This is a genomic window from Eubacterium maltosivorans (assembly GCF_002441855.2).
GTDB lineage: Bacteria > Bacillota > Clostridia > Eubacteriales > Eubacteriaceae > Eubacterium > Eubacterium maltosivorans.
Window position 1 is genome coordinate 574,452 of sequence record NZ_CP029487.1, and the last position, 22,582, is coordinate 597,033.

18 protein-coding genes and 1 other RNA gene are annotated in these 22,582 nt (G+C 50.1%); 12 read left to right on the top strand and 7 right to left on the bottom strand.

Features of this window, described 5'->3' with window-relative positions:
• The first annotated feature begins 143 nt into the window (after window positions 1-143).
• The 4 genes from CPZ25_RS02895 to dinB all read left to right on the top strand — a co-directional run bounded on the left by CPZ25_RS02895 (window position 144) and on the right by dinB (window position 4,173).
• Complete coding sequence (locus tag CPZ25_RS02895; RefSeq protein ID WP_058694694.1) at window positions 144-1,385, top strand: competence/damage-inducible protein A; 1,242 nt, start codon at window positions 144-146, stop codon at window positions 1,383-1,385.
• A 70-nt stretch (window positions 1,386-1,455) separates the two neighbouring features.
• Window positions 1,456-2,616 (top strand): recombinase RecA, encoded by a 1,161-nt coding sequence (recA, locus tag CPZ25_RS02900; protein ID WP_074616918.1) that lies wholly within the window; start codon window positions 1,456-1,458, stop codon window positions 2,614-2,616.
• Window positions 2,617-2,629: 13 nt separating this feature from the next.
• Window positions 2,630-2,821 (top strand): hypothetical protein, encoded by a 192-nt coding sequence (locus CPZ25_RS02905; RefSeq protein WP_058694692.1) that lies wholly within the window; start codon window positions 2,630-2,632, stop codon window positions 2,819-2,821.
• A gap of 119 nt (window positions 2,822-2,940) precedes the next feature.
• Window positions 2,941-4,173 (top strand): DNA polymerase IV, encoded by a 1,233-nt coding sequence (gene dinB / locus CPZ25_RS02910; protein WP_096919928.1) that lies wholly within the window; start codon window positions 2,941-2,943, stop codon window positions 4,171-4,173.
• Window positions 4,174-4,225: 52 nt separating this feature from the next.
• Here the strand turns inward: dinB and CPZ25_RS02915 are convergent, their stop codons facing one another.
• From CPZ25_RS02915 to CPZ25_RS02925, 3 genes are all read right to left on the bottom strand, one after another.
• Window positions 4,226-4,948, bottom strand: coding sequence for an MIP/aquaporin family protein (locus tag CPZ25_RS02915; protein ID WP_058696382.1), 723 nt, complete (start codon window positions 4,946-4,948; stop codon window positions 4,226-4,228).
• A 295-nt stretch (window positions 4,949-5,243) separates the two neighbouring features.
• Complete coding sequence (locus CPZ25_RS02920; protein WP_074616916.1) at window positions 5,244-6,794, bottom strand: flotillin family protein; 1,551 nt, start codon at window positions 6,792-6,794, stop codon at window positions 5,244-5,246.
• 32 nt (window positions 6,795-6,826) lie between these two features.
• Window positions 6,827-7,063, bottom strand: coding sequence for a hypothetical protein (locus CPZ25_RS02925; RefSeq protein WP_074616915.1), 237 nt, complete (start codon window positions 7,061-7,063; stop codon window positions 6,827-6,829).
• A gap of 313 nt (window positions 7,064-7,376) precedes the next feature.
• On the opposite strand from CPZ25_RS02925, the gene CPZ25_RS02930 reads away from it, so the two are divergent.
• The 5 genes from CPZ25_RS02930 (at window position 7,377) to CPZ25_RS02950 (ending at window position 11,713) form a co-directional block, all read left to right on the top strand.
• Window positions 7,377-8,612, top strand: coding sequence for a S1C family serine protease (locus CPZ25_RS02930; RefSeq protein ID WP_096919927.1), 1,236 nt, complete (start codon window positions 7,377-7,379; stop codon window positions 8,610-8,612).
• Window positions 8,613-8,632: 20 nt separating this feature from the next.
• Window positions 8,633-9,301: a response regulator transcription factor gene (locus CPZ25_RS02935; RefSeq protein WP_058694687.1), complete on the top strand. Its 669-nt coding sequence runs from the start codon at window positions 8,633-8,635 to the stop codon at window positions 9,299-9,301.
• Window positions 9,291-10,775 carry a HAMP domain-containing sensor histidine kinase gene (locus tag CPZ25_RS02940; protein ID WP_096919926.1) on the top strand — a complete coding sequence of 495 codons (1,485 nt, stop codon included), beginning with the start codon at window positions 9,291-9,293 and terminating at the stop codon, window positions 10,773-10,775. Before CPZ25_RS02935 ends, CPZ25_RS02940 begins: the two co-directional genes overlap by 11 nt.
• A gap of 38 nt (window positions 10,776-10,813) precedes the next feature.
• Window positions 10,814-11,160, top strand: an RNA gene (gene rnpB / locus CPZ25_RS02945) — RNase P RNA component class A.
• Window positions 11,161-11,383: 223 nt separating this feature from the next.
• Window positions 11,384-11,713, top strand: coding sequence for a hypothetical protein (locus CPZ25_RS02950; protein WP_058694685.1), 330 nt, complete (start codon window positions 11,384-11,386; stop codon window positions 11,711-11,713).
• 80 nt (window positions 11,714-11,793) lie between these two features.
• On the opposite strand, the gene CPZ25_RS02955 is transcribed toward CPZ25_RS02950, so the two are convergent.
• The 4 genes from CPZ25_RS02955 to CPZ25_RS02970 form a co-directional block, all read right to left on the bottom strand.
• On the bottom strand, window positions 11,794-12,564 hold the full coding sequence (locus tag CPZ25_RS02955) for an ABC transporter permease (protein ID WP_058694684.1): 771 nt from the start codon (window positions 12,562-12,564) through the stop codon (window positions 11,794-11,796).
• Window positions 12,557-13,492 (bottom strand): ABC transporter ATP-binding protein, encoded by a 936-nt coding sequence (locus tag CPZ25_RS02960; protein WP_096919925.1) that lies wholly within the window; start codon window positions 13,490-13,492, stop codon window positions 12,557-12,559. The genes CPZ25_RS02955 and CPZ25_RS02960 overlap by 8 nt, the downstream gene beginning before the upstream one ends.
• Before the next feature lie 754 nt (window positions 13,493-14,246).
• Window positions 14,247-16,271 carry a DHA2 family efflux MFS transporter permease subunit gene (locus CPZ25_RS02965; RefSeq protein ID WP_096919923.1) on the bottom strand — a complete coding sequence of 675 codons (2,025 nt, stop codon included), beginning with the start codon at window positions 16,269-16,271 and terminating at the stop codon, window positions 14,247-14,249.
• Window positions 16,261-16,839 carry a TetR/AcrR family transcriptional regulator gene (locus tag CPZ25_RS02970; protein WP_096919922.1) on the bottom strand — a complete coding sequence of 193 codons (579 nt, stop codon included), beginning with the start codon at window positions 16,837-16,839 and terminating at the stop codon, window positions 16,261-16,263. The genes CPZ25_RS02965 and CPZ25_RS02970 overlap by 11 nt, the downstream gene beginning before the upstream one ends.
• A gap of 234 nt (window positions 16,840-17,073) precedes the next feature.
• Here CPZ25_RS02970 and CPZ25_RS02975 point away from each other — a divergent pair, with 234 nt between their 5' ends.
• From CPZ25_RS02975 to CPZ25_RS02985, 3 genes are all read left to right on the top strand, one after another.
• Window positions 17,074-19,236, top strand: coding sequence for a GGDEF/HDGYP domain-containing response regulator (locus tag CPZ25_RS02975; RefSeq protein WP_096919921.1), 2,163 nt, complete (start codon window positions 17,074-17,076; stop codon window positions 19,234-19,236).
• Window positions 19,237-19,308: 72 nt separating this feature from the next.
• Window positions 19,309-20,280: a Gfo/Idh/MocA family protein gene (locus tag CPZ25_RS02980; RefSeq protein ID WP_096919920.1), complete on the top strand. Its 972-nt coding sequence runs from the start codon at window positions 19,309-19,311 to the stop codon at window positions 20,278-20,280.
• A gap of 282 nt (window positions 20,281-20,562) precedes the next feature.
• Complete coding sequence (locus tag CPZ25_RS02985; RefSeq protein ID WP_096919919.1) at window positions 20,563-22,554, top strand: diguanylate cyclase domain-containing protein; 1,992 nt, start codon at window positions 20,563-20,565, stop codon at window positions 22,552-22,554.
• Window positions 22,555-22,582: the final 28 nt, after the last annotated feature.

Sequence of the window (22,582 nt, forward strand, 5' to 3'; positions counted from 1 at the left end):
TCCCCCAAATTTTTTGTCGGCATCCAGAGTAAACAACTCTGAATCAAAGTTTATTAACATTGCAGAATTTTGCCAGAAACAGTATAATGATAAGGGCCGGAGCTTTATGAAGCCCGCCTGAATTGACATAAGGAGATGGAATTATGAATTGTGAGCTCGTTTCGGTTGGAACAGAACTTTTAACGGGAGACACCTTAAATACCAACGTTATGTTTTTGTCCAAGGAATTATCCATAAATGGCTTCTCGGTGCTTTACCATACCACGGTGGGCGACAATCCGGGGCGTCTGAAATCCGTCATCATGAGGGCTTTAACCCGCAGTGACCTGATCATTACGACCGGTGGTCTCGGACCTACTCAGGATGACCTGACAAAGGAAACCATCGCGGAAATCTTTGGGATGGAAATGGAACAGCGTCCGGAAATTGTCGCAAAGCTCAAAGCGTTTTTTGACCGCCGCGGGGTAGAAATGACAGAAAACAACCTGCGCCAGTCCTACGTGCCAAAGGGCGGCGTCATGCTGCCAAACCCCAGAGGCACCGCGCCGGGGATTATGATCAAGAAAGACGATAAGACCATTATCATGCTGCCAGGACCGCCGCATGAAATGATGGGCATGTACGAAGACTGTGTGGAGCCTGTCCTGCACCAGCTGAAAAACCAGCTTGTGATCTCACGATATTACAATCTTTCGGATATTGGTGAGTCCACCGTGGAGGACAGCATCATGGACATCATCGACCGGCAGGACAATCCCACGGTCGCCACCTACGCCAAGCTGGGCGAGGTGATGATCCGCCTGACGGCCAACGGTGACGATTCTGAAACCATTAACGCTTTGCTGGACCGTTATGAGAAGGTCATTATTGAGCGTTTTGGAAGCCATATTTTCACACATTCCCAGGACAGCCTGGACGTGACTGTCGGTAAGCTTTTAATGGAAAAGGGCCTGACCGTAGCGCTGGCAGAATCCTGCACTGGGGGCCTTGTGGCCTCAAAGCTGGCAGAGATTCCGGGAATTTCAGCTTCGTTGAAAATGGGGCTGGTTACCTACTCCAACGAAGCTAAAATGCAGCTTTTAAATGTGAGGGCTGAAACCCTTGACCGCTACGGCGCCGTCAGCGAGCAGACCGCGCGTGAGATGTGCGAGCACCTTAAGGAAATTTCAGGCTGTGATATTACCGCGTCGGTCACTGGCATTGCCGGGCCTGACGGCGGAACGCCGGAAAAACCTGTGGGACTGGTATACGTAGGGGTTTGTGCCAAAGGAAAAACCACCATAAAAAAATATCTCTTTGAAGGCAGCCGAAAGATTGTTCAATTGCGCACCGCCAATAAAGTTTTTCACTTAATTCGCGAAGCAATCCTTGACAAAACAGAATGATTTCTTTATAATATAGATAGTGACAGAACGAACGTTCACAGAACGCTTCGTGGAAATAGAGGAGAAAAGTATGGCTGAAAAACGCAAACCATTAGAAAAAGTAGAAGAAAAAACAGACAACAGCGCAAAGCAGGAAGCCCTGAACGCTGCTTTAAAGAATATTGAAAAAACCTTTGGAAAGGGTGCAGTCATGCGTCTTGGAGACGAGAGCGCAAAGATGGATGTGGATGTTATCTCCACCTCCTCCATCGGCATTGATATGGCCCTTGGAATCGGCGGGGTGCCCCGTGGCCGGATCATCGAGATCTACGGGCCGGAATCCTCCGGTAAAACCACCATCGCCCTTCATATTGTGGCGGAAGCCCAGAAAGCCGGAGGTAACGCGGCCTTTATCGATGCCGAACATGCGCTCGATCCCGTATACGCAAAAGCCCTCGGTGTGGATGTCGATAACCTGATTGTATCCCAGCCGGATACAGGTGAGCAGGCCCTTGAAATTCTTGAAGCCCTGGTGCGAAGCGGCGCCATCGACGTAGCTGTTGTGGACTCTGTCGCGGCTCTGGTGCCCCGCGCGGAAATCGACGGGGAAATGGGGGACTCCCATGTTGGGCTTCAGGCGAGACTGATGTCCCAGGCCCTCAGAAAGCTGGCGGGGATTATTAAAAAATCCAATACCGCAGCGATTTTTATCAACCAGCTGCGTGAAAAGGTTGGGGTGATGTACGGTAATCCAGAGGTTACCACTGGCGGCCGTGCTTTAAAATTTTATTCCTCTGTCCGGATGGACATCCGCAGAATTGAGACCTTGAAAAAAGGAACGGACATGATCGGGAACCGTACCCGCGCCAAGATCGTAAAGAACAAGATGGCGCCGCCGTTTAAAACCGCAGAGTTTGACATCATGTACGGCGAGGGTATCTCCAGAGAAGGGGATATTCTGGACATGGCGGTTGAGCTGAACATTATTAAAAAAGCTGGTTCATGGTTCTCCTACGGCGAGGAACGCCTGGGACAGGGCCGTGACAAGGTCAAAGAATACCTCAAGGAAAATCCTGAATTTGCCGATGTGGTTGAACAGAAAATCCGTGATCATTTTGCAAAGAAGGATGAGCCCGAAGCGCCGGAGGAAAGCTCAGAGACTTTGGCGAAGGATCAGGCTGAAATGGCTGCCGAATTATCCGATGAGGATATGGATGAGTTTTTTGAGCTGAATGAGTTTGAGGAAGAATAAACAGGAGAAAAATATGGAATTAGCGGAATTAAAAGTAAAAGTACTGGAAGCCATGCGTGAAAACGGCGCGCCGATGAATGCCGGAGCGGTTCAGAAGGCACTGGACGTTGACCGCAAGGAGATTGATAAAGCCTTTAAAGAGTTAAAAGCTGAAGGCGCCATTGTTTCACCGGTTCGCTGCAAATGGGAGCCGGCTGACAAATAAGAAAGCTGACAGAAAAGGGTGCGTACAGTCGTGTATGTGCCCTTTTTTAGTGGTATACAGGGCACGGCACATTTTTGCGCCGTGCTCTGCGGTAAACTTACATGCTGGGAGGTGAGAAGATGGAAAGAGTTCGCCGGATTCTTCATTGTGACCTGAACAGCTTCTATGCGTCGGTGGAGCTTTTGTCCCATCCAGAGCTTAAGGAGCAGCCTGTGGCCGTCTGCGGTAATCCGGAAAACCGGCACGGCATTATCCTGGCTAAAAATGAAGCGGCAAAAAAATTTAAAATCCAGACTGCGGAGACCGTATATCAGGCAAAGCGGAAGTGCCCGGATCTGATTCTGCTGCCGCCTCATCACGACTTGTACCGCCATTACTCAAAAATAATCAATGAGATTTACAACGAATTTACCGACCGGGTGGAGCCTTTCAGCATTGATGAGTCCTGGCTGGATGTGACCGATACGATGCATCTCTTTGGCGGCAGCGGCACAGCCATGGGCGATCTGGTGCGCGAGACGGTCAAGGAGCGTACCCGGCTGACCATCTCGGTGGGTGTTTCCTATAATAAAATTTTTGCCAAGCTGGGCAGCGACTATAAAAAGCCCGATGCCGTGACCGTCATTACACCGCAGAATTATAAAACACTGCTGTGGCCCCTGCCAGTCACTGATCTTATCTATGTGGGCAAGAGTGCTTTCAGGAAGTTGAAATGCTATGGCATAAGGACCATTGGAGATCTTGCTGTCTCAGACCGCTCTGTGCTTTCTCACGATATGGGAAAGATGGGAGAAATGCTCCACGATTATGCCAACGGCCTGGATGACAGCCCAGTTCGCTCAGCCACTGAACCGCGGGAGGTAAAATCCGTAGGGCATGGAAACACCTTCAGCAAAGACCTCGAAAATATGGAGGAGGCGAAAAAAGGCCTTTATCCGCTGGCTGAGACGGTCGCTAAACGCCTTAAGGGCTACCATCTGAAGTGCCGCGGCGTACAGGTGATGATAAAAGACCCGGATTTCCGCCAGATTTCAAGACAGATAACCCTGAGCCATCCAACACAGCTGTTTAAAGAAATCTTTGACGCGGCGGCCGCCCTGGTAGATAAATACTGGGATTTCACCAAGGGAATCCGTATGCTCACGGTAACGGGAATCAATCTGGTGAGCGCAGATACCTGTGAACCGGAACAGCTGACCCTTTTTGGCACAGACAGCTTTGAGAAGCGTGAGAAGCTGGAAAGGGTGGAAGCAGCCATGGACAAGCTGAAAGAAAAGTATGGCGACGCAATCATTTATACTGGAACCGCTCTGGAGAAAACAGAGCATAAAGAAAAAGACCCATCTGAATAAACAGGATGGGTCTTTTGGGAAAGTCCGCTGTATGATTTTTATAAAAAGAAGATTATCCTAAAATAACTGCGTTGGCAAGCAGAGCGCCCAGGATCGCGCCGATCAATGGACCAACAACCGGAACCAGTGCGTAACCCCAGTCAGAGGAGCCCTTGTTCGGGATTGGCAGAATGGCGTGAGCGATACGTGGAGACAAGTCTCTGGCAGGGTTCATGGCAAATCCGGTGGTACCACCAAGTGAGAAACCACAGGACATGATGATGGCATATACGAAGAAGTAATTCAAACCAACATCACCGACATTTGTCATGCCTGCATGGCCGATCGCTACAATAAAGAATACCAGTGCGAAGGTTGCTGCAGCTTCGCACAGGATATTCTGGGGGATATTACGGATCTGAGGACCTGTACAGAAGGTTCCTCTAATGGTATCCGCATCTTCGGTGGCAGCAAATTGAGGTCTGTAAACAACCCATACGAGGATTGCGCCGACTAAACCGCCCAGCATCTGTGCAAGAATGTAACCCGGAACTGCTGCCCACGGGAATGCACCGATAACGGCTAAACCGACTGTCAGAACAGGATTGAAATGTGCACCAGACTGTGCACCAAAGGCCATGGCTGGCAGCATAACTGCAAGACCCCAGCCAAGCATGATATAAACAGCACCGGCACCTTTAAAGCCGGACTTATTCAAATTAACCGCGGCACAAACGCCGTCCCCTAATAGTACAAGCAGCGCTGTTCCGATAAATTCTGACATGTACGAAAGCATAGTAACTTCCATGATTTTCCCTCCTTATTCAATTGTAAATAGAAAAATAATAGCGTTTACACAAAAACAAAACTATAACTGTTATATGTTTATGTGATAATGAGAACAATACAGCGTTTTCTTTCGCTACATATATAATACACCCATTTGAAATAAATTCATATTGAATTAAAGTTATGGCAGGTATAACCTGAAATTAAGTTAAAGTTGAAGCTTTGTGAGCGCGCTTTATTGAAAATGCTTTAACACATCATAAAAAAAGCAGCTCCTCAGGAACTGCTTTTTTATTGGAGTTTTATTTATTTTTACGCTCAGCGTCATGCTTCTGGACATCCTTTGCCATCTGGCGCAGAGCGTCGAGGGTAGAGATTTCATCCAGATCGGGGGACAGCGTTTCGATGGATTCCTCACGCAAAGGTTCCACCTTTGTCTCTTTTAATTCCGACTCAGGGGTTGACGGCACCGATTCTCTGGAGGATGCTTCGGAAACTTTTGGGGTATCCGCCAGGTCATCAAGCACCTCGCCGCTCAGGCAGCTGGAGATCAGATCCTTGAGGTCCAGCCCTGTGCCATCCTTGACCGCGTTAAAAATCTGGCTGGCGGCGCCGGTGACGTCCTGAACCATCTTCGTTTCGTTTCCGTTGCCATACATGGTGATGGAATCTACCTTTTCCATTGGTTTGGCAGCGGCTTCCACCATTTCAGGCAGTTTTTCGATAACCATCTTGACAACAGACGGTCCTGTCATCTTGCGCATGGCCAGGGCTTCCTTTTCGATGGCGGCCGCTTTGGCCTCACCGATAGCCCGAATCCCTTCGGCTTCCTTCTGGCTCGCATAGAGCTTGGCGTCGGCGTCGAATTCCGCCTTGGCTTTGTCGGCCTCTGCCTTCTTTCCGATATCCGCCATATATTCATTCTCGCGGATACGGATTTCCTGCTGCTTCAGCTCAACTTCCTTCTGGGCTTTGATGATTTCAACTTCCTGCTGCTTGCTGACCAGGGCCTTGTTCTGTTCTTCTTTTTCGATGTCGTAGGCCACGTCGGACTGGGCCTTGGCGATGGCGCTCTCACGGTGATAGCCCGCGATCTGGACATCTTTTTCTTTTGTTTTTTCTTCGACCGCCACCTGGTTGGCCAGCTCAATTTCCTTGCTCTCGCGCTCGGCCTGGGACTGCTTGATCCGGGATTCCTTTTCGGCCTGGGCTCTCGCCACATCTGCTTCTTTCTTGATTTCAGCTGAGTTTTTAACCGCCAGGTTTTTAAGGACCTCATTGTTGTCCGTAAAGGACTGAATCGTCAGGTTGATGATCTCCATTCCCATTTTCTGAAGGTCCTCCTCGGCGGAGGTGACACACTGGTTAGCGAATTTTTCACGGTTCTGGACAAGGTCCTCAACGCTGAGCCCGCCCATGCCGCTTCGGATCGTTCCTTCCAGAATCTGCTTGACCATGTCGCGGATTTCATCAATGCGCTTGGTCGAAAACTGTTCAGCGGCCAGCAGCAGGTATTCAGGCTTGCTGGAGATTTTGACATTGGCCACAGCGTTAACCTTGACGCCAATGTAGTCTTTCGTGGGAATGTATTCTGAGGTGTCGATATCCACCTGCATCGTGGACAGGCTCAGTCGATACGCCTTTTCCAGGTAGGGGATAACAATTTTCGCGCCGCCGCCCGGCACGACCTTGATCTTGCTGGTGCCGATCACATTTCCCTGGGCGTCCTTGATGGGATGGGAAAAGGGCGATGAGATAAGCAGCGCCTCAGAAGGCGGGGCTTTTTTATAGCCTGTCAGCAACAGTATAACCACTGCGATGATGACAATACCGATAATAATAAATGTAAGCATAATAATTTCCTTCCTCTCAAAAAATTCTGTGCTTAATGCGCGTCTTCAGGGCCGATCTTTAATTTGTAGGTTTCGGGATTATCAGCCAGCTTCTGGATAAGTACCTTGCAGGTAATACAGAGCTGAATGGTCTCAAAATTTTTGTTCTTTTCAGCCAAATCCTGAACTTTATTGATCTCATCCCAGGTCAGCAGGCGGAGTTCCTCCGCTTCCTTTAATGTATAGGCGGATTTATCCCGGATATAGGGCAGAACATCTTCAATTTTCACGGTTTACCTCCTTTAATATAACCATTTCAACCATCTTGATTTCTTATATCTCCTTTCTTAATCCCATTATAGCATGTTCATCTTATTTTGTGGCGCTTTTCGAAAAATTTACCAGTTATTGATTTAAGGCGGTGATTGGGGTAAAATAAAGAAAGAAGGCCGCTGATGGCGATCATCACGCAAAAAACGCGAAAAAACTCTAAATTTCAGCGCCCTTTCACGAAGCGTTCATAAAACCGTCACATTCTCCATTTAGAATAAAGCTATCAACAAAAATAAAAGCGATATGCGACTTAAATAAATGGAGGAACAAATGAACGATCAGTATACAAATAATCAATTTACAAACAATAATGATGAAGAACCAAAGGTAGAAAACGCTCTGGTGCCCATTGACGGCGACCAGAAAAAAAAGAAAAAACGGTTTGCGGGTAAAAATGTGTTCGCGAAGAAAACCGGGGCCATGATGGCAGTGGGTCTGGTGCTCTCGGGCGCCTGTGGTTTTGGCGGCGGTATGCTGGCCAGCAGTCTGGGGGGCAACAATAAAAGTGTGATGTACCAGTCCGTGGAGCGTACCAGCACCAATTCCAATGAGACCAGTAATTCCGGCGCCATGACCACCCAGCAGATCGCTGAGTCGGCGGGCAACTCTGTTGTAGAAATCAAGACCGAAACAGTGACCAAGGACAGCCGGCTTCAGCAAGCAGTGTCCGAAGGCGCTGGCAGCGGCGTGATCGTCACCAATGACGGCTATGTGGTGACCAACAACCATGTGATCGACGGCGCCAGCAAGATTACCGTCACTCTGAAATCCGGCCAGAGCTATGAGGCAAAACTGGTCGGCACGGATGCCACCTCAGATGTAGCGCTGCTCAAAATCGACGCCAATGATCTGCAGCCGGCTGTCATGGGCGATTCGGACAAGCTGAGCGTGGGCGAGACCGTTGTGGCGATCGGGAACCCGCTTGGGGAACTGGGCGGTACAGTTACCGACGGCATTGTCTCAGCCTTGAACCGTGAAATCACCATCGACGGGGATACCATGAACCTGCTTCAGACAAACGCGGCCATTAATCCCGGCAACTCCGGCGGCGGCCTGTTCAACGAATACGGCGAGCTGGTGGGAATCGTGGACGCCAAGTCAACGGGCACTGGCGTGGAAGGCCTTGGCTTTGCCATCCCGATCAATGATGTGAAAACAGTGGTCGAGTCCTTATCTCAAAACGGCTATGTAAAGGGACGTCCGAGCCTTGGCGTGTCTTTGGTGGATGTCAACTCAGCTGAAACCGCCATGCAGTACCGTGTCTCTGAAATGGGCGTATATGTGGCCAAGGTGGCGGACAGCTCCGGAGCGTCAGCGGCGGGCATCCAGTCTGGCGATATGATCGTCTCTGTGGACGGCACGGCAGTCTCAAGCGCTGCGGATGTCAAGACTGCTATTAAGAGCCATCAGGTAGGCGACACTGTTAAAATCGAAGTGCAGCGCGGCGGCAGCATGCTGACCCTAAACGCCACACTGGGAGAGGAAACCCCCACCACGAATAACTAACAGAAAAACGAGGTAAAGAAATGTACCGGATTCTAATGGTTGATGATGAGGAGAAAATACGGGCGATTGTAAGAAAATACGCGGAATTTGAGGGCAATGAGGTCGTCGAGGCCGCTGATGGTATGGAGGCAGTGGAACTCGCCAAAAGCCAGGATTTTGACATCATTATTCTGGATATTATGATGCCAGAGCTTGATGGCTTCTCAGCCTGTAAGGAAATCCGTAAATATAAGGATACACCGGTTATCATGCTCTCCGCCAGAGGTGAGGAGTATGACCGGATCCATGGTTTTGAACTGGGCATTGACGACTATGTCGTCAAGCCCTTTTCGCCTAAGGAGCTGATGATGCGCGTGGGTGCGATTCTCAAACGGAGGGGCGGTGCCAAGGAGAACAGAGACGTGGTCAAAATTGGAGACCTGGAGGTGGATTTTGCCGGGCGCCGCGTCACGATTTCCGGAAAACCGGTTGAGATGACGCCAAAGGAGTATGATCTCTTTTTTTACATGGTGCGCAACCGGGGGATCGCCCTGACGCGGGAAAAGCTCATTACAAATGTCTGGGGCTATGATTTTTATGGCGATGACCGCACCCTGGATACGCACATTAAGCTGCTGAGAAAAAGTCTGGGTGATTACAGCAGGTGCATCGTGACACTGCGCGGAGTAGGATACCGTTTTGAGGCTTAAGAATACCAGCATTAAATGGAAGCTTTTCGCCTATATCGCCCTTTTTGCAGCGGTCATGATCTTTGTGATCTGGCTCTTCCAGATCGTCTTTTTAAACGGCTTTTACCGCCAGACAAAGATCAGTGAGCTTAAATCACTGGCCAACACCATCTCCGCCAATATTGACAGCAACGATTTGAGCAATATTGTAACAGAGGTGGCGGGGCGGAACAATATCTGCGCGAAGATCACCGATACCGAAAATAATGTGGAGATCAACGTGGACACAGTTCCCCGCTGTGTGCTGCACCAGATGACCGCCCAGGATCTGGCGAACCTGTATCTGCAGGCCAAACAGCACGGCGGCTCCTATTTTGAGAGCTTCTCCAAGGACAGCTACCAGCTGATTAACATTCAGAGCAGCGACGGCCGCCAGGGGGTGATCCCTGAAAAGAAATTTGAGCGGGATGAAAACCTGATTTACACCCAGATCATTACAGGCGGCAGTGGCAGACAGTATGTGATCATGCTGAACACCATGATCTCGCCCGTCAACACCACAGTACAGACCCTGCGTTCCCAGCTTTTTTATATCAGCATGGTATTCATGGCGCTTGCCCTTATCTTTGCAGCCATTATGTCTAAGAAGGTCTCAAAGCCCATTATCAAGATTAATGAAAGTGCCAAGGAGCTCGCAAAGGGCAATGTGGCGGTTCACTTTGATGGAGAAGGCTACCGGGAAATCACAGAGCTCAACGATACGCTGAACTACGCGGCGGAGGAGCTTTCAAAGGTGGAAAACCTGCGGCGTGAGCTGATCGCCAATGTTTCCCATGACCTGCGCACACCCCTAACCATGATTACCGGCTATGCCGAGGTCATGCGGGATATTCCAGGTGAAAACACACCGGAAAACGTGCAGATCATCATTGACGAGGCCAACCGCCTGACAAGCCTGGTCAATGATATGCTGGATATCTCCAAGCTTCAGGCCGGCGTGCAGGTCTTAAACGAAGCCCCATATAATCTGACTCAGAGCATCCGCCGGATTCTCACAAGGTATACAAAGCTCATCGAGCAGGAAGGATATCATATACGTTTTGAGGCGGATCGGGATGTCTTTGTAAAGGCTGACGCGATCAAAATGGAACAGGTGATTTACAATCTGGTGAATAATGCCGTCAACTATGCCGGCGAGGATAAAACCGTTGTGATCCGCCAGAACGTCTCGGGAGATACAGTGAAGATCGAGGTGCTGGATCATGGCGATGGCATCGAGGAGGCGCTGCTGCCCTATGTGTGGGACCGATATTATAAAATTGACAAAGCCCATAAACAGGCGTCCATTGGAACTGGGCTGGGGCTATCCATTGTCAAGAATATCATGGAGCTGCATCACCTTCGCTTTGGCGTCAACAGCGCACCGGGAATGGGAAGCAACTTCTGGTTTGAAATGAAGATCATAGAGGACAATACCGAAAAAAATCAAAATTAACGTTGATTTTACAGGCGTTTTGCGGTATACTGACTAAGCTACTAAGCCAGATAATCGCGGGCAGCGCAGGCTGTCTGAGGAAAGTCCGAGCTCCGCAGAGCAGGGTGCCGGGTAACGCCCGGTGGAGGCGACTCCAAGGCAAGTGCAACAGAAAGTAAACCGCCGGCCTGGCCGGTAAGGATGAAAGGGTGAGGTAAGAGCTCACCAGTGGCGAGAGTAATCCGTCAGCTATGTAAACCCCACCTGGTGCAAGACCAAGAACGGATGTAAAAAAGGCGGCTGCTCGTCGCCGTCCAAATGGTAGGTCGCTTGAATCCATTGGTAACAATGGATCTAGACAGATGATTATCTAAGACAGAACTCGGCTTACAGACTTAGTGGTATGAATTAAAAATGAAAGACCCTTTCAAACAGCTTAAACAGGCGGTTTGAAAGGGATTTTTCTTTTTCAGGGCTCCTGATCTTTGACCAGGAGCTTTTTTATATGAAGAAAGACGAGCGATTATTATTTTGAAATGTATCCTAATTAATAATAGACAAGAACTAAAATAGATGCTATAATAATGACGGTAAAACGTTTATATCGAAGAACGAAGGAGGAAGATATTATGAAGATCAATATGGATAAGGCTGTTGTTGAATTTATTCCAGAAAATCCGATTGAAACCGCTGAGCTTGAAGCGCTTTGGATTAAAATGGGGAACTGCGTGGGCGATAATAAGAAATTGTCACCGATCGGCGTATATATCCCGACAGAAAACAATGTGGCGCGCTTTCACATTGGTGGTTTAACAGAAGCAGAAGCAAAGGCTGCACCAGAGCTCCGGGCGCCTTTTGACTGTCAGGTTTACTGCCTGACCTGTAATAAGGTTCAATCTGTAAAAGAAGGAGATTTAATTCCTTTCTGCTGCGGAAAACCCATGGAAATCATGGATTAATCATCGAGTATTCACAGCTCTTCTGGTGCAGGCGGTCCGCTTTGTGAAGAAGGGCTTTTTTATTTTTTTGAAAAAAGAGGTCAGCTTCTTAAGCCGACCCCTTTTTCAATCAGATACCAGCAAATGCCATAAAGCACAATGATAAAAAGGATGAGGATCATCAGAGACCAGACGACCGGGACATCCGTTACGCCAAGAAATCCAAAGCGAAAGCCTGAGACCATATAGACAATGGGATTCACCTTTGATACGGCCTGCCAGATCGGCGGCAGCATTGAAATTGAATAGAATACGCCGCCCAGATAGGTTAATGGCTGCAGCACAAAGGTCGGCACAATGGATACATCGTCAAAAGACCTGGCAAAGATGCCGTTCAGCAGTCCAGCCAGCGAAAACAAGACGGCAGTCATCAGCAGGGTCACGAGGATGATGGGCCAGGAAAAGACATGAAGGGGCACAAAAAATAATGAAATCCCGGTAACGAGGGCCCCGACCAGGATGCTGCGTCCCACCCCGCCGGCGACGAATCCGAAAATGATCACCTGGGTGGGCACCGGCGCCACCAACAGTTCCTCAATATTTTTCTGAAATTTTTGAGAGAAGAAGGAGGAGGCGACATTGGCATAAGAGCTCGTGATGACAGACATCATGATGAGCCCGGGCACAATGAACTCCATATAGGAAAAGCCGCCCATTTCTCCAATCCGGCCGCCGATCAGGTTTCCAAAAATAACGAAATACAACGATGTGGTGATGACCGGCGGCACTAGGGTTTGTACCCAGATGCGCAGATAGCGGTTGGTTTCTTTTGCTGCCAGGCGTTTTAGCGCGGTAAAATATAGTTTAAACATTTTTTCCCTCCGATTGATGTTTTACATCGGTGATTTTTAAGAACAGTTCTTCCAGGCGGTTGGATTTGTTCCGCATGGAAGCGACCTTTATCCCTTGCCGCGTGAGCTGCTCGAAGATGCCATTGACCCCCTGGTCACGCTGGACCTCGGCGACAAGGGTCCGGCTGTCCTCAAAATAATTTTTATACCCGCTGATGACGGGTTTGTGATCAAAAGGTTCTAAATCAAAAATAAAGGTTTCAAACTGTAATTTTGACAACAGGTTTTTCATGCTGGTGTTCTCGATCAGCTCACCGGACTGAATAATGCCGATATTGCGGCAAAGCATTTCCGCCTCCTCAAGATAATGGGTCGTCAGAATAATGGTCGTCCCCTGTGCGTTCAGGTTTCGCAGAAAATCCCACATTTCACGTCTCAGCTCAATATCGACTCCGGCGGTGGGCTCGTCCAAAATAAGCAGACGCGGTTCGTGCATCAATGCCCGCGCGATCATCAAACGCCGCTTCATTCCGCCGGAAAGCATCCGCGCCCGTTCATGGCGTTTCTCGAGCAGGCCGGATTGCCTGAGGTATTTTTCACTGCGCTTCAGAGCCTCTTTGTGGGGAACGCCGTAATAACCGGCCTGATTGACAACGATCTGTTCAACGGTTTCGAATGGATTGAAGTTAAACTCCTGGGGAACCAGGCCGATCTGCTGCTTTGCCTGCACAAGCTCCGTGTCAAGGTCATATCCGAATACCTTCACCGACCCGGACGTTTTATTGACCAGGGAGGTGACAATTCCGATGGTAGTGGATTTTCCGGCGCCATTTGGTCCGAGCAGCGCGTAGAAATCGCCCTGCTCCACGACCAGATCAATGCCGCGCAACGCCACGACGCCCGATTCATATGTTTTCTTTAAATTTTTTAATTCGAGTGCAACTGTCATATTTTTCTCCTCATTAACAAGCATTCTGTTCTTTCAACTATAATTCACAGAGCCTGAACCGTCAAGCAAAAAATGCGGTTTGAAAGCAGGACTGCTGAATGAAAAAGTGCGCCTAACAGGATGTTTCAAAAGCTACGGTCTACCAAGGGATAGGAGAGTATCGCGCTCATTGAAAATGTTAGGTGCACCTTTTTTAATATATCAGATATTCGGGGCTTTTGCAAGAGCGGTTAAGCTAAGGTTTAGATATGTTATAGAGTATACCCTTTTATGGACTGCCGATATCTTTTTTATTCTGATGTTTAGAACCCGGGTCTTCGGGTATAAATATAAAAGAACACACATACCTCTTACTTAAATCAATTAATCTCTCCCCCAATTTACTCTCCCCAAGAGAAGCCCCTGATCTTCGGATCAGGGGCTTTTTTGCTGTAATTCGCTAAGATGCGGCAGTGAAACTTGTGAAGAATATTCGTTCTCAAACACTTGATTTTTGAAACGAATGTTTGTATAATAAGAGTGTCATCACTTTTCTTTGAGGGGATAATCGCGATAAAAAGACAGGGCAGAGTGGTCTTGCACAGTGACCAAAGCGAGGTCCGTGCATCGGTTGAAGCGCTCCATGCTCCTGAGCTGTACCGATTGTCCCCCCTCTATGGTTTTTCATTATCTGTTATCTGTGGCGCCTGCCTCTTTCCCGTCTCTTAAAAAACAAAAAATCGAATACAGTATTTTTCAAAACACAAAAATGATCTCATGGTTTTATAAAGTTCGCAGCTTTCACAATAAGGCTGATGACAGCCTCGATACCCAGGGCGCCGCTGTCCAGAACCAGCTGGTAATTAGCAGGAATGCCCCAGACCTTTCCGGTGTAACGGCGGTAGTGGGCAGCCCGATCCCGATCTTTCTTTTTGGCGGCGGTAAGGGCGTTTTCAGGCGCAAGGCCGTATTCGGTAACAATACGGTCCTTTTTAAAGGCAGTGCCAGCGTGGACGAATACCCGAAGGCAGTACGGGTCGTCCCTTAGAATATCATCGGCGCAGCGTCCGATAATGACGCAGGATTCTCTCTGCGCCAGCGCTTTGATGACACGTCTCTGGGCTGAAAAGAGGCTGTCCAGAACACTCATCTTATTGGCACAGAAGAGGTTTTGCTCAAAGGCTTCATAATTTTTTTCAGAGAAGTCATATAACAGGCTTTGAGCGGTGAGCTCTTCCTCATGATTTGCGATGTAATCTGGGGAAAACCCGCTTTCTCTTGCCTCCAGAGCTAAGAGCTCTTTATCGTAGACTGCGATGCCCAGGGCCTGGCCTACCCGCTGTCCGATTTCAAGCCCTCCGCTGCCGTACTGCCGGGAAATGGTAATAATCAGATGGTGAGTGGAGGACTGTGTGGCAGCTGCCGCTTCCACGGGAGCGGCCTTTTGGGCCCGGGGTCTCATAAACAGGAGCACCACCACCACACAGATAAACACGACTGCCGCAGTGGCGAGGAAGGAAGCCTGTATGCCACGAAGATCACCGCCAACTGTGGAAACAGAGGACATGACCGTCACAAAAGCCGCGCTCATGATCGCGCCGCCTACCTGCCGCACCGTGTTCATAATCGCTGTTCCGTGGGCGACCTCAACGTCGGCCAGAGCGTTGACCGACCAGGTCATGAGCGGCTGGAGCAGGGCGACGATGCCCAGCATGCGCAGCCCGTAAAATACTGTGATAAATAACAGTGAGGTGGATTCGCCTATAAAGGAAAGGGCCAGAGTGCCGCCTCCCAGAAAGGCAAGCCCTGCCACAGTCAGCAGGAAAGGTCCTCTCTTATCCAGGATCCTGCCTGTCACGGGATTCAGAAAGGCCAGAAACAGCGCGCCTGGCAGCATGGTAAGCCCGGAAACTGTGGCGGAAAAGCCCCGAAGCGACTGGATGTAAATGGGCAGAAGCGTGGAGACCGACAGCATGGAGCCATAGGCGAAGACCAGCAAAACGGTGCCGAAAGTGAAATCCCGGTTTTCAAAGACGCTGAGATTCAGGAGCGGGTCGGAGATTTTAAACTGGCGCAGCGTAAAGAGAACAATGCAGACAGCGCCTGCCAGAAGCGGCGCCCAGGTCAGCCAGGAGGTAAAGCCATAGTTGCCAAAATCTGTGGCGGCGGTCAGGAGGCCGCTGAAGCCAAGTGTGGAAAGGACGACAGAGAGGATATCCAGCCGGCTGTCTGAGGACATGGACTCGTCGGGCATCTTGAGCAGGGCCAGCAGAATGCTGAGCAGCGAGAGGGCGCACATAATATAAAAGATCATCCGCCAGCCAAAGGCGTCCACGACCCATCCTGCAAAGGTGGGGCCAAAAGCCGGAGCAAAGCCAGTGGTCAGGCCCACAATGCCCATAATGGCGCCGCGGCGGTCGGGCTCATACAGGCGAAAGGTGACCACCTGAGGCAGCGGGAGAAGAATTCCGGCGCCCAGAGCCTGGATGATCCGTCCTGCCAGAAGCAGAAAGAAGCTGTTCGCGCAGGCAGCGGTGATGCTGCCTGCCAGAAAAAGAAAAATGGAGACAAGGTAAAGCTTTTTGGCTGAAAATTTTTCCATCAGGTAGCCTGTGCAGGGAATCATTACCCCTAAAAAAAGCAGATAAGCGGTGGTCAGCCACTGGCCTATCCCAGCGCCAATGTCAAATTCGACCATGATACGCGGCAGAGAAGCAGTCATGACCGTCTGATTAAGTGAGCTGATAAAGGCGCCGATGATAATGACCCCGATGATGAGTTTTCGGTTTTTAGACTGCATTGTCAGAGCCCCCTGTTTTAAAGAAATAACCAGTCAGCAGCTTTTGAGCTGTGGACAGCAACGCTTCTGCGGGAAGGGAGGCTCCATTCAGAATCCAGGTCCGCAGGATGCTGAAGGTGATGCCGGAAAGGCCGGAAAGGATAAAAGGAACGTCCTCCGCGCATTCTGAAAGTGAGGCTGCCAGCGTCTGAAATTCGTTCTCGAAGCAGGCGTTGTTTGCCATCAGGAAAAGATAGCCGAGGCTGTTGCGGAAAAGCAGGGTCAGGAACTGGCTGTGGTCGTGCCAGTAAGTGAAATAGTCTGCCAGCGCCTCCAGAGGCGTTTGGAAAAGTCCCTCGGGCAGCTGATCCGCATACATGGAAAACAGTCTGTCCAGAGAATAGGTAAGGATATCCTCCTTTTGGGAAAAGTTTGTGTAAAAGGTCTGGCGCGAAACGCCGGCCTTTTCTGTAATTTCAGAGATTGTAATGGCCGGGAGACTTTTTTTCTCCAGCAGCTCTGCAAAGGCCAGCGCCAGTGCCCTTTTGGAGCGGATAGCAGCGGGATTTTCGTATTTTTTTTCGTTCATATTACAGGTCACCTCTTTCTTACTTTACTATAACACATTGCAGAAAGTTTTACAATAGTAAATTTTTTTACAAATGTCTAACCTATAAAGGCGATCAATTTTAAATAAAGCAATATAAAATATTTTTATGTCACAGGCAAAAGTTGAACTTTTTGTGCAAGTAAGTTATAATGAATTAAGACTTATTACAAAACAGTATTTATAGAGAATTAAGTCTGTTTAGGGGAGCTGTTTATGGATAATCAGGCAGAAAAAAGAAAGATACTCATCGTTGACGACATGGAGCTGAACCGCGCGCTGCTGTGCGAGATGTTCCAGACAAAATATACGATATACGAAGCTGAAAACGGTGCGCAGGCACTGGAAATTCTGGAGCGGGAGAGCGAAAATATCGCGGTTGTGCTTTTGGATCTCATCATGCCAGTGCTCGACGGCTTTGGCGTTTTGCAGGAAATGGAGCGTATGAGCCTGACTGGGCGGATACCGGTCATCATGATCACTGCTGAGAACAGCGAGGGCGTCATGCAGCGGGGCTATGAGATGGGGGCCGCCGATATTGTCACCAAGCCCTTTAACCCCAATATTGTCATTCAGCGTGTCCACAACATTATCGAGCAGTATACCCAGAAGCTCCACCTGCGCCAGCTGGTGGCTGAGCAGACAAGGGCGCTGCGGGAGCAGGCGGAGAAAATGCGTGAAAACAGCGCGCAGATGATCGATACGCTCAGCAGCATCATTGAATTTAAGAATACCGAATCTGTGTCTCATATACACAACGTGCGTGTGATTACCAGACTGCTTCTGGCTGAGTTCGCAAAGGGCCACAGCGAGTACGGTTTGTCCGACTCCCTGATTGAGATGATCTCCGAGGCGGCGGCCATGCACGATATCGGTAAGGTAGCCATACCGGACAATATCCTCAACAAGCCCGGCCGACTGACCGATGAGGAATTTGAGATCATGAAGACCCATACCTCCCGGGGCAGCGAGATTTTGATGGAGCTGTCTGGTGTCCAGGATCTGGCTTACTATGACTACTGCTATGATATCTGCCGCCACCACCATGAGCGGTGGGACGGAGGCGGCTACCCTGATGGCCTGGCGGGCAATGAGATCTCCATCTGGGCCCAGGCGGTGTCGCTGGCTGACGTTTATGACGCCCTGACCAGTAAACGGGTTTACAAGGACGCCTACACCCATGAAACCGCTGTCCAGATGATTTTAGACGGCGAGTGCGGGGTGTTTAACCCGCAGCTGATCGAGTGCTTTCTGACAGCGCTGCCTGAGCTTAACCGTTCCATGAAAGGCGGCGAAATGCTGACGTCGACGGTTACCGCGACCGGTGAGGTAACCATTCCGGAAAAGAAGAAAAAAGAGACTCATGGCGATCTTTCCAGCCGGACCCTATACCTGTTAGAACAGGAGCGTCAGAAATATCAGATACTGTCTGAGCTTTCGGATGAGCTCATTTTTGAATATGACCTGCGCACAGATAAGCTGGTCTTTTCTGACCGTTTTCAGATATTGACCGGAAAAGACCCGGTGTTCCCACAGATCAGCAGGATATTATCGGATGCGTCGCTGGTCAACGCCGAGGACTACAGCCGCCTTTACAGGATGCTTGAGCGCGTTACGCCGAACAGGCCGACCTGCAAGGCAGAGCTGCGCATCAATCTGGATGGCCAGGGGTTCCAATGGTACCAGGTATACCTTTATCCCATCTGGGATATGGAGTTTGAGCCGGTATGCGTGAGCTACATCGGTAAGCTCATCAATGTGGAGGAGACCAAGCAGCGCAATCTGATGCTTAAAAAGGAAGCGGAGAGCGATCCGCTCACGGGGCTGTTAAACCAGCGGGCCATGCGGGAGCAGACGATTCTGGCGTTAAAGGACCGTCGTGTGAAGAATGCGGCCCTGTGCTTTGCCGACGTCGATAACTTTAAATCGGTCAATGATGAGCGCGGCCATCTGTTTGGGGATATGGTACTCAAGGAGGTGGCGGAGATCCTGACCAGCAGCGTGCGCCATACCGATCTGGTAGGCCGTGTGGGCGGTGATGAGTTCCTGATTCTGTTCCACGATATCGTCGACCAGCAGGATATAGAAAGGCGTGTTGCGGCCATCTGTAAAAAGCTGAACAAACGCTTTAAAAGCTATGGCATTACCGGAAGTTTTGGCATTTCCCGTTATCCTCAGGATGGGGAGGATTTTGACATTCTTCTCCAGAAGGCGGATCAGGCCCTTTACCACTCCAAGGATCTGGGGAAAAACCAGTATAAGGTTTACGATGTCAGCTGCGCCAACCGGCCGTTCCGCTCTTCCCTGACCAGGGTGGATAACTATAACGAAAAAATCGAGGAGATGGCCAGGGAGTTAAAAAACAGAACAAGCAGTTGAGCAGAGGGGTTTTTGTCCCTCTGTTTTTATGTTAAAATAGAAGCATCAAGCACATAAAAGGAGCAGAATAGCATGAAAAAATATAATTGGGCGATCATTGGCACTGGCGTCATCGGCAATGAGATGGCAAGGGCGCTGAAACAGGAAAACGGTGAGATCTATGGCGTTTATAACCATCACGTGGAAAAGGGCCGTGCCTTTGCGCACGAATACGGGGTTCAGAAAGTCTTTGAGAGCGAGGAGGCTCTGCTTGCTGATCCGGAAGTGGATGTGGTCTATATCGGCACGCCCCACAACTATCATTACGCCACACTGATGCGGGCTGTGGAGGCTGGCAAGCACGTTTTTTGCGAGAAGGCCATTACCGTGAATGCGCGGCAGCTGGAGACGGTGGCGGCCCTTGCCTCTGAGAAGGGCGTGGTGGTCATGGAGGGGATGACCATTTACCATATGCCGCTGTACCAGAGGCTGCGTGAGATCGTGGACTCCGGCGCCATCGGGAAGGTGAAGATGATACAGGTCAACTTTGGCAGCTGCAAGGAATACGATGTGAAGAACCGCTTCTTCGACAAGGCGCTGGCAGGCGGCGCCCTCTTGGATATCGGCATCTACGCCATGTCTTTTGCCCGGTTTTTTATGGAGGCCAGGCCCAATGTGATCCTGACCACACCCCAGTACTTTGAGACCGGCGTCGATGAGCAGTCGGGCATTATCCTGAAAAACGACCGGGGGCAGATGGCTGTCACAGCCCTGACCATGCGGGCCAAGCAGCCCAAACGCGGCGTGGTGGCCGGGGAGCTCGGCTACATTGAGGTGGATAATTACCCCAGGGCCCAAAGAGCGGTCATCACCTACACCAGTGATGGACGGCAGGAGACGGTAGAGGCCGGAAAAACCGGGGACGCGCTCTGCTATGAGGTGCGCCATATGCAGGAGGCCATTGAGAGCAGGGCCGGCATCGCGCCCCTTGCCCTGAGCCGGGATGTGATGGAGATTCTGACCGCTGTGCGCGGGCAGTGGGGAATGCAGTACCCCTTCGAATAATCAGAGCCCTGCCAAAAGCGGGCACAGCACATTTTTGCGCTGTGCCCGTCTCGGCAAAAGACATGGGCTTTATCATGATAAGTTCACTTGATATTTAGTCCGAGTTGTAGTAGAATGGGTGGTAATATTAATCAGGGAAACTTTCATTTTATAGATTATATCGCTAAGGTATGCTGACCGATTACATCTGTGCCCCAGTCAAATACATTAGCCCGATTTAAAATAATCAACACTCCCGAAAACACAGACATAAAGGCATAAAACAGACAGGGGAAGGCAGAGATGACAAAATTATTAAAAAAAATCCGTTTTACCACCATTGTTCTTATTTTGGGCGTGGCGCTGATTGTCAGCAGTGTTTTTTCATTGCTTACAATCCAGAATCTGGAGGGGAACGCCCGCGTGATCAATTACTCCGGCATTGTCCGTGGGGCAACACAGCGCCTGGTAAAGCAGGAACTGCACAATGAGCAGAACGACGCGCTCATCGGGCGGCTGGATATCATTCTGGAGGAGCTTGAGAACGGCGGAGAAAAGAATCATCTGATAAAGCTGGATAATCTGGAGTATCAGGCGCTTGTGGACGCGCTTCAGGGTAAGTGGGGCGCGCTTAAAAACGCGATCTACGATTACCGCGCTGGCGGGACGGCCGGGCCACTCTACGAAATAAGCGAGGAATATTTCGGGCTTGCCGACCAGACGGTTTTTGCCGCGGAGCATTACACAGAGCAGGCAGTAAGAAACGCGAAGTATTTTCTGCTCCTGGTCACCCTGATCTTCCTGATCATGGTGGTGGTCTGCGCTTTTTTTGCCTCCTCCCAGCAAAAACGCCGTGAGAAGCTTCTGGGCGATGAAAAGGAATCTCTGGAACGGCAGATTCATTTAAACCAGATGCTGAACGATATCCGCGCGCCCCTCGACGAGCTGCCCGAGCTTATGTATGTTGCGGATTTGGAGACATACGACCTGCTGTTTATTAACAAGGCGGGTAAAGATACCTTTAACTTTAAGGCTACAGAGGGAAAGAAATGCTACGAGCTGCTCCAGGGTCTGGACGCACCCTGTCCTTTCTGCTCGACGCCAGAGCTGAAGCCAGAGGAGTATTATAACTGGGAGCATACCAACCCAATAACCGGGCGGCACTATCTATTAAAGGACCGCCTGATCGAGTGGGAGGGACGGCCCGCCCGGTTTGAGCTCGCCTTTGACTTGACCGAGGCCATGAAGGAAAAGCAAAACCTGAAAAATATGCTTGAGACTGAGCAGGTTATCGTGGAGTGCATCCGCGATCTCTACCAGAACCATGACCTGAACCAGGCCATCCCTCTTTTTCTGGAGCGTATCGGAAAATTTCTCAGAGCAGACCGCAGCTATATTTTTGATCTGAGAGGCGAGTTTCTGAAAAACACCTATGAGTGGTGCGCTGAGGGCATCAAATCAGAACAGGGGTATCTGCAGAGTATTCCAAAGGACTATTTTGAGCGATGGCTGCGTGTCTTTGACGATCATGAATGCATGGTAATCGACGACTGTGAGGCGCTTAAGACCAGCGAGCCCAGGGAATATGAGGTGCTTTCCGCCCAGAATATCAAGCGGCTCGTGACCGTCCCGTTAGAACAGGACGGCGAGCTCTATGCCTGTATCGGCGTGGATAATCCGCCGCCGGAGCTGCTGCAGAACGCCGCGTCAATTTTGCAGACCCTGCGCTATTTTCTGATGCTGGCCATCCGGCGCACCGAGGATGAGGCAGAACTGACCAAGCTGAGCTACTATGATACCCTCACCTCCTTTTACAACCGCAACCGCTATATTCAGGATCTCGAGACTTTCTCGGATTACGAGCGTTCTGTGGGCATTGTCTTCCTGGATATGAATGGCCTGAAGGAGGTTAACGACCAGTATGGGCATGGCAGTGGGGACCGGCTGCTGGTGGAATGTGCGCGCCGAATCCGGGAAGGGTTTGGCGAGAGCAATTTTTACCGCGTGGGCGGAGATGAATTTGTGGTCATTGACCTCGGAGATACCGAGACAGGATTCTCTGACAGGGTTGAAAGGCTGCGCGCATGCTTTGGACAGGACTCCCGCGTCAGTGTAGCTATCGGCGCGTACTGGACGTCCTGCGGGGCGGACATTGACGCGGCCGTCACCGAAGCGGACGAGAGAATGTACTTGGACAAGCAGGTGTTCTATCAGGACCATCACACCTCTAAAAGGTACCGCTATATCAATGATGGCGCGGTTAATCCCCCGGAGGCACAGACAGGTGAAAACTAAAAAAGGGAGCACGGCACATTTCTGCGCC

Excerpts from the sequence above, each read along its gene's own strand:
- CPZ25_RS02895 (WP_058694694.1), top strand. The coding sequence starts at position 144 with ATGAATTGTGAGCTCGTTTCGGTTGGAACAGAACTTTTAACGGGAGAC.
- recA (WP_074616918.1), top strand. The coding sequence starts at position 1,456 with ATGGCTGAAAAACGCAAACCATTAGAAAAAGTAGAAGAAAAAACAGAC.
- CPZ25_RS02905 (WP_058694692.1), top strand. The coding sequence starts at position 2,630 with ATGGAATTAGCGGAATTAAAAGTAAAAGTACTGGAAGCCATGCGTGAA.
- dinB (WP_096919928.1), top strand. The coding sequence starts at position 2,941 with ATGGAAAGAGTTCGCCGGATTCTTCATTGTGACCTGAACAGCTTCTAT.
- CPZ25_RS02915 (WP_058696382.1), bottom strand. The coding sequence starts at position 4,948 with ATGCTTTCGTACATGTCAGAATTTATCGGAACAGCGCTGCTTGTACTA.
- CPZ25_RS02920 (WP_074616916.1), bottom strand. The coding sequence starts at position 6,794 with ATGCTTACATTTATTATTATCGGTATTGTCATCATCGCAGTGGTTATA.
- CPZ25_RS02930 (WP_096919927.1), top strand. The coding sequence starts at position 7,377 with ATGAACGATCAGTATACAAATAATCAATTTACAAACAATAATGATGAA.
- CPZ25_RS02935 (WP_058694687.1), top strand. The coding sequence starts at position 8,633 with ATGTACCGGATTCTAATGGTTGATGATGAGGAGAAAATACGGGCGATT.
- CPZ25_RS02950 (WP_058694685.1), top strand. The coding sequence starts at position 11,384 with ATGAAGATCAATATGGATAAGGCTGTTGTTGAATTTATTCCAGAAAAT.
- CPZ25_RS02955 (WP_058694684.1), bottom strand. The coding sequence starts at position 12,564 with ATGTTTAAACTATATTTTACCGCGCTAAAACGCCTGGCAGCAAAAGAA.
- CPZ25_RS02960 (WP_096919925.1), bottom strand. The coding sequence starts at position 13,492 with ATGACAGTTGCACTCGAATTAAAAAATTTAAAGAAAACATATGAATCG.
- CPZ25_RS02965 (WP_096919923.1), bottom strand. The coding sequence starts at position 16,271 with ATGCAGTCTAAAAACCGAAAACTCATCATCGGGGTCATTATCATCGGC.
- CPZ25_RS02970 (WP_096919922.1), bottom strand. The coding sequence starts at position 16,839 with ATGAACGAAAAAAAATACGAAAATCCCGCTGCTATCCGCTCCAAAAGG.
- CPZ25_RS02975 (WP_096919921.1), top strand. The coding sequence starts at position 17,074 with ATGGATAATCAGGCAGAAAAAAGAAAGATACTCATCGTTGACGACATG.
- CPZ25_RS02980 (WP_096919920.1), top strand. The coding sequence starts at position 19,309 with ATGAAAAAATATAATTGGGCGATCATTGGCACTGGCGTCATCGGCAAT.
- CPZ25_RS02985 (WP_096919919.1), top strand. The coding sequence starts at position 20,563 with ATGACAAAATTATTAAAAAAAATCCGTTTTACCACCATTGTTCTTATT.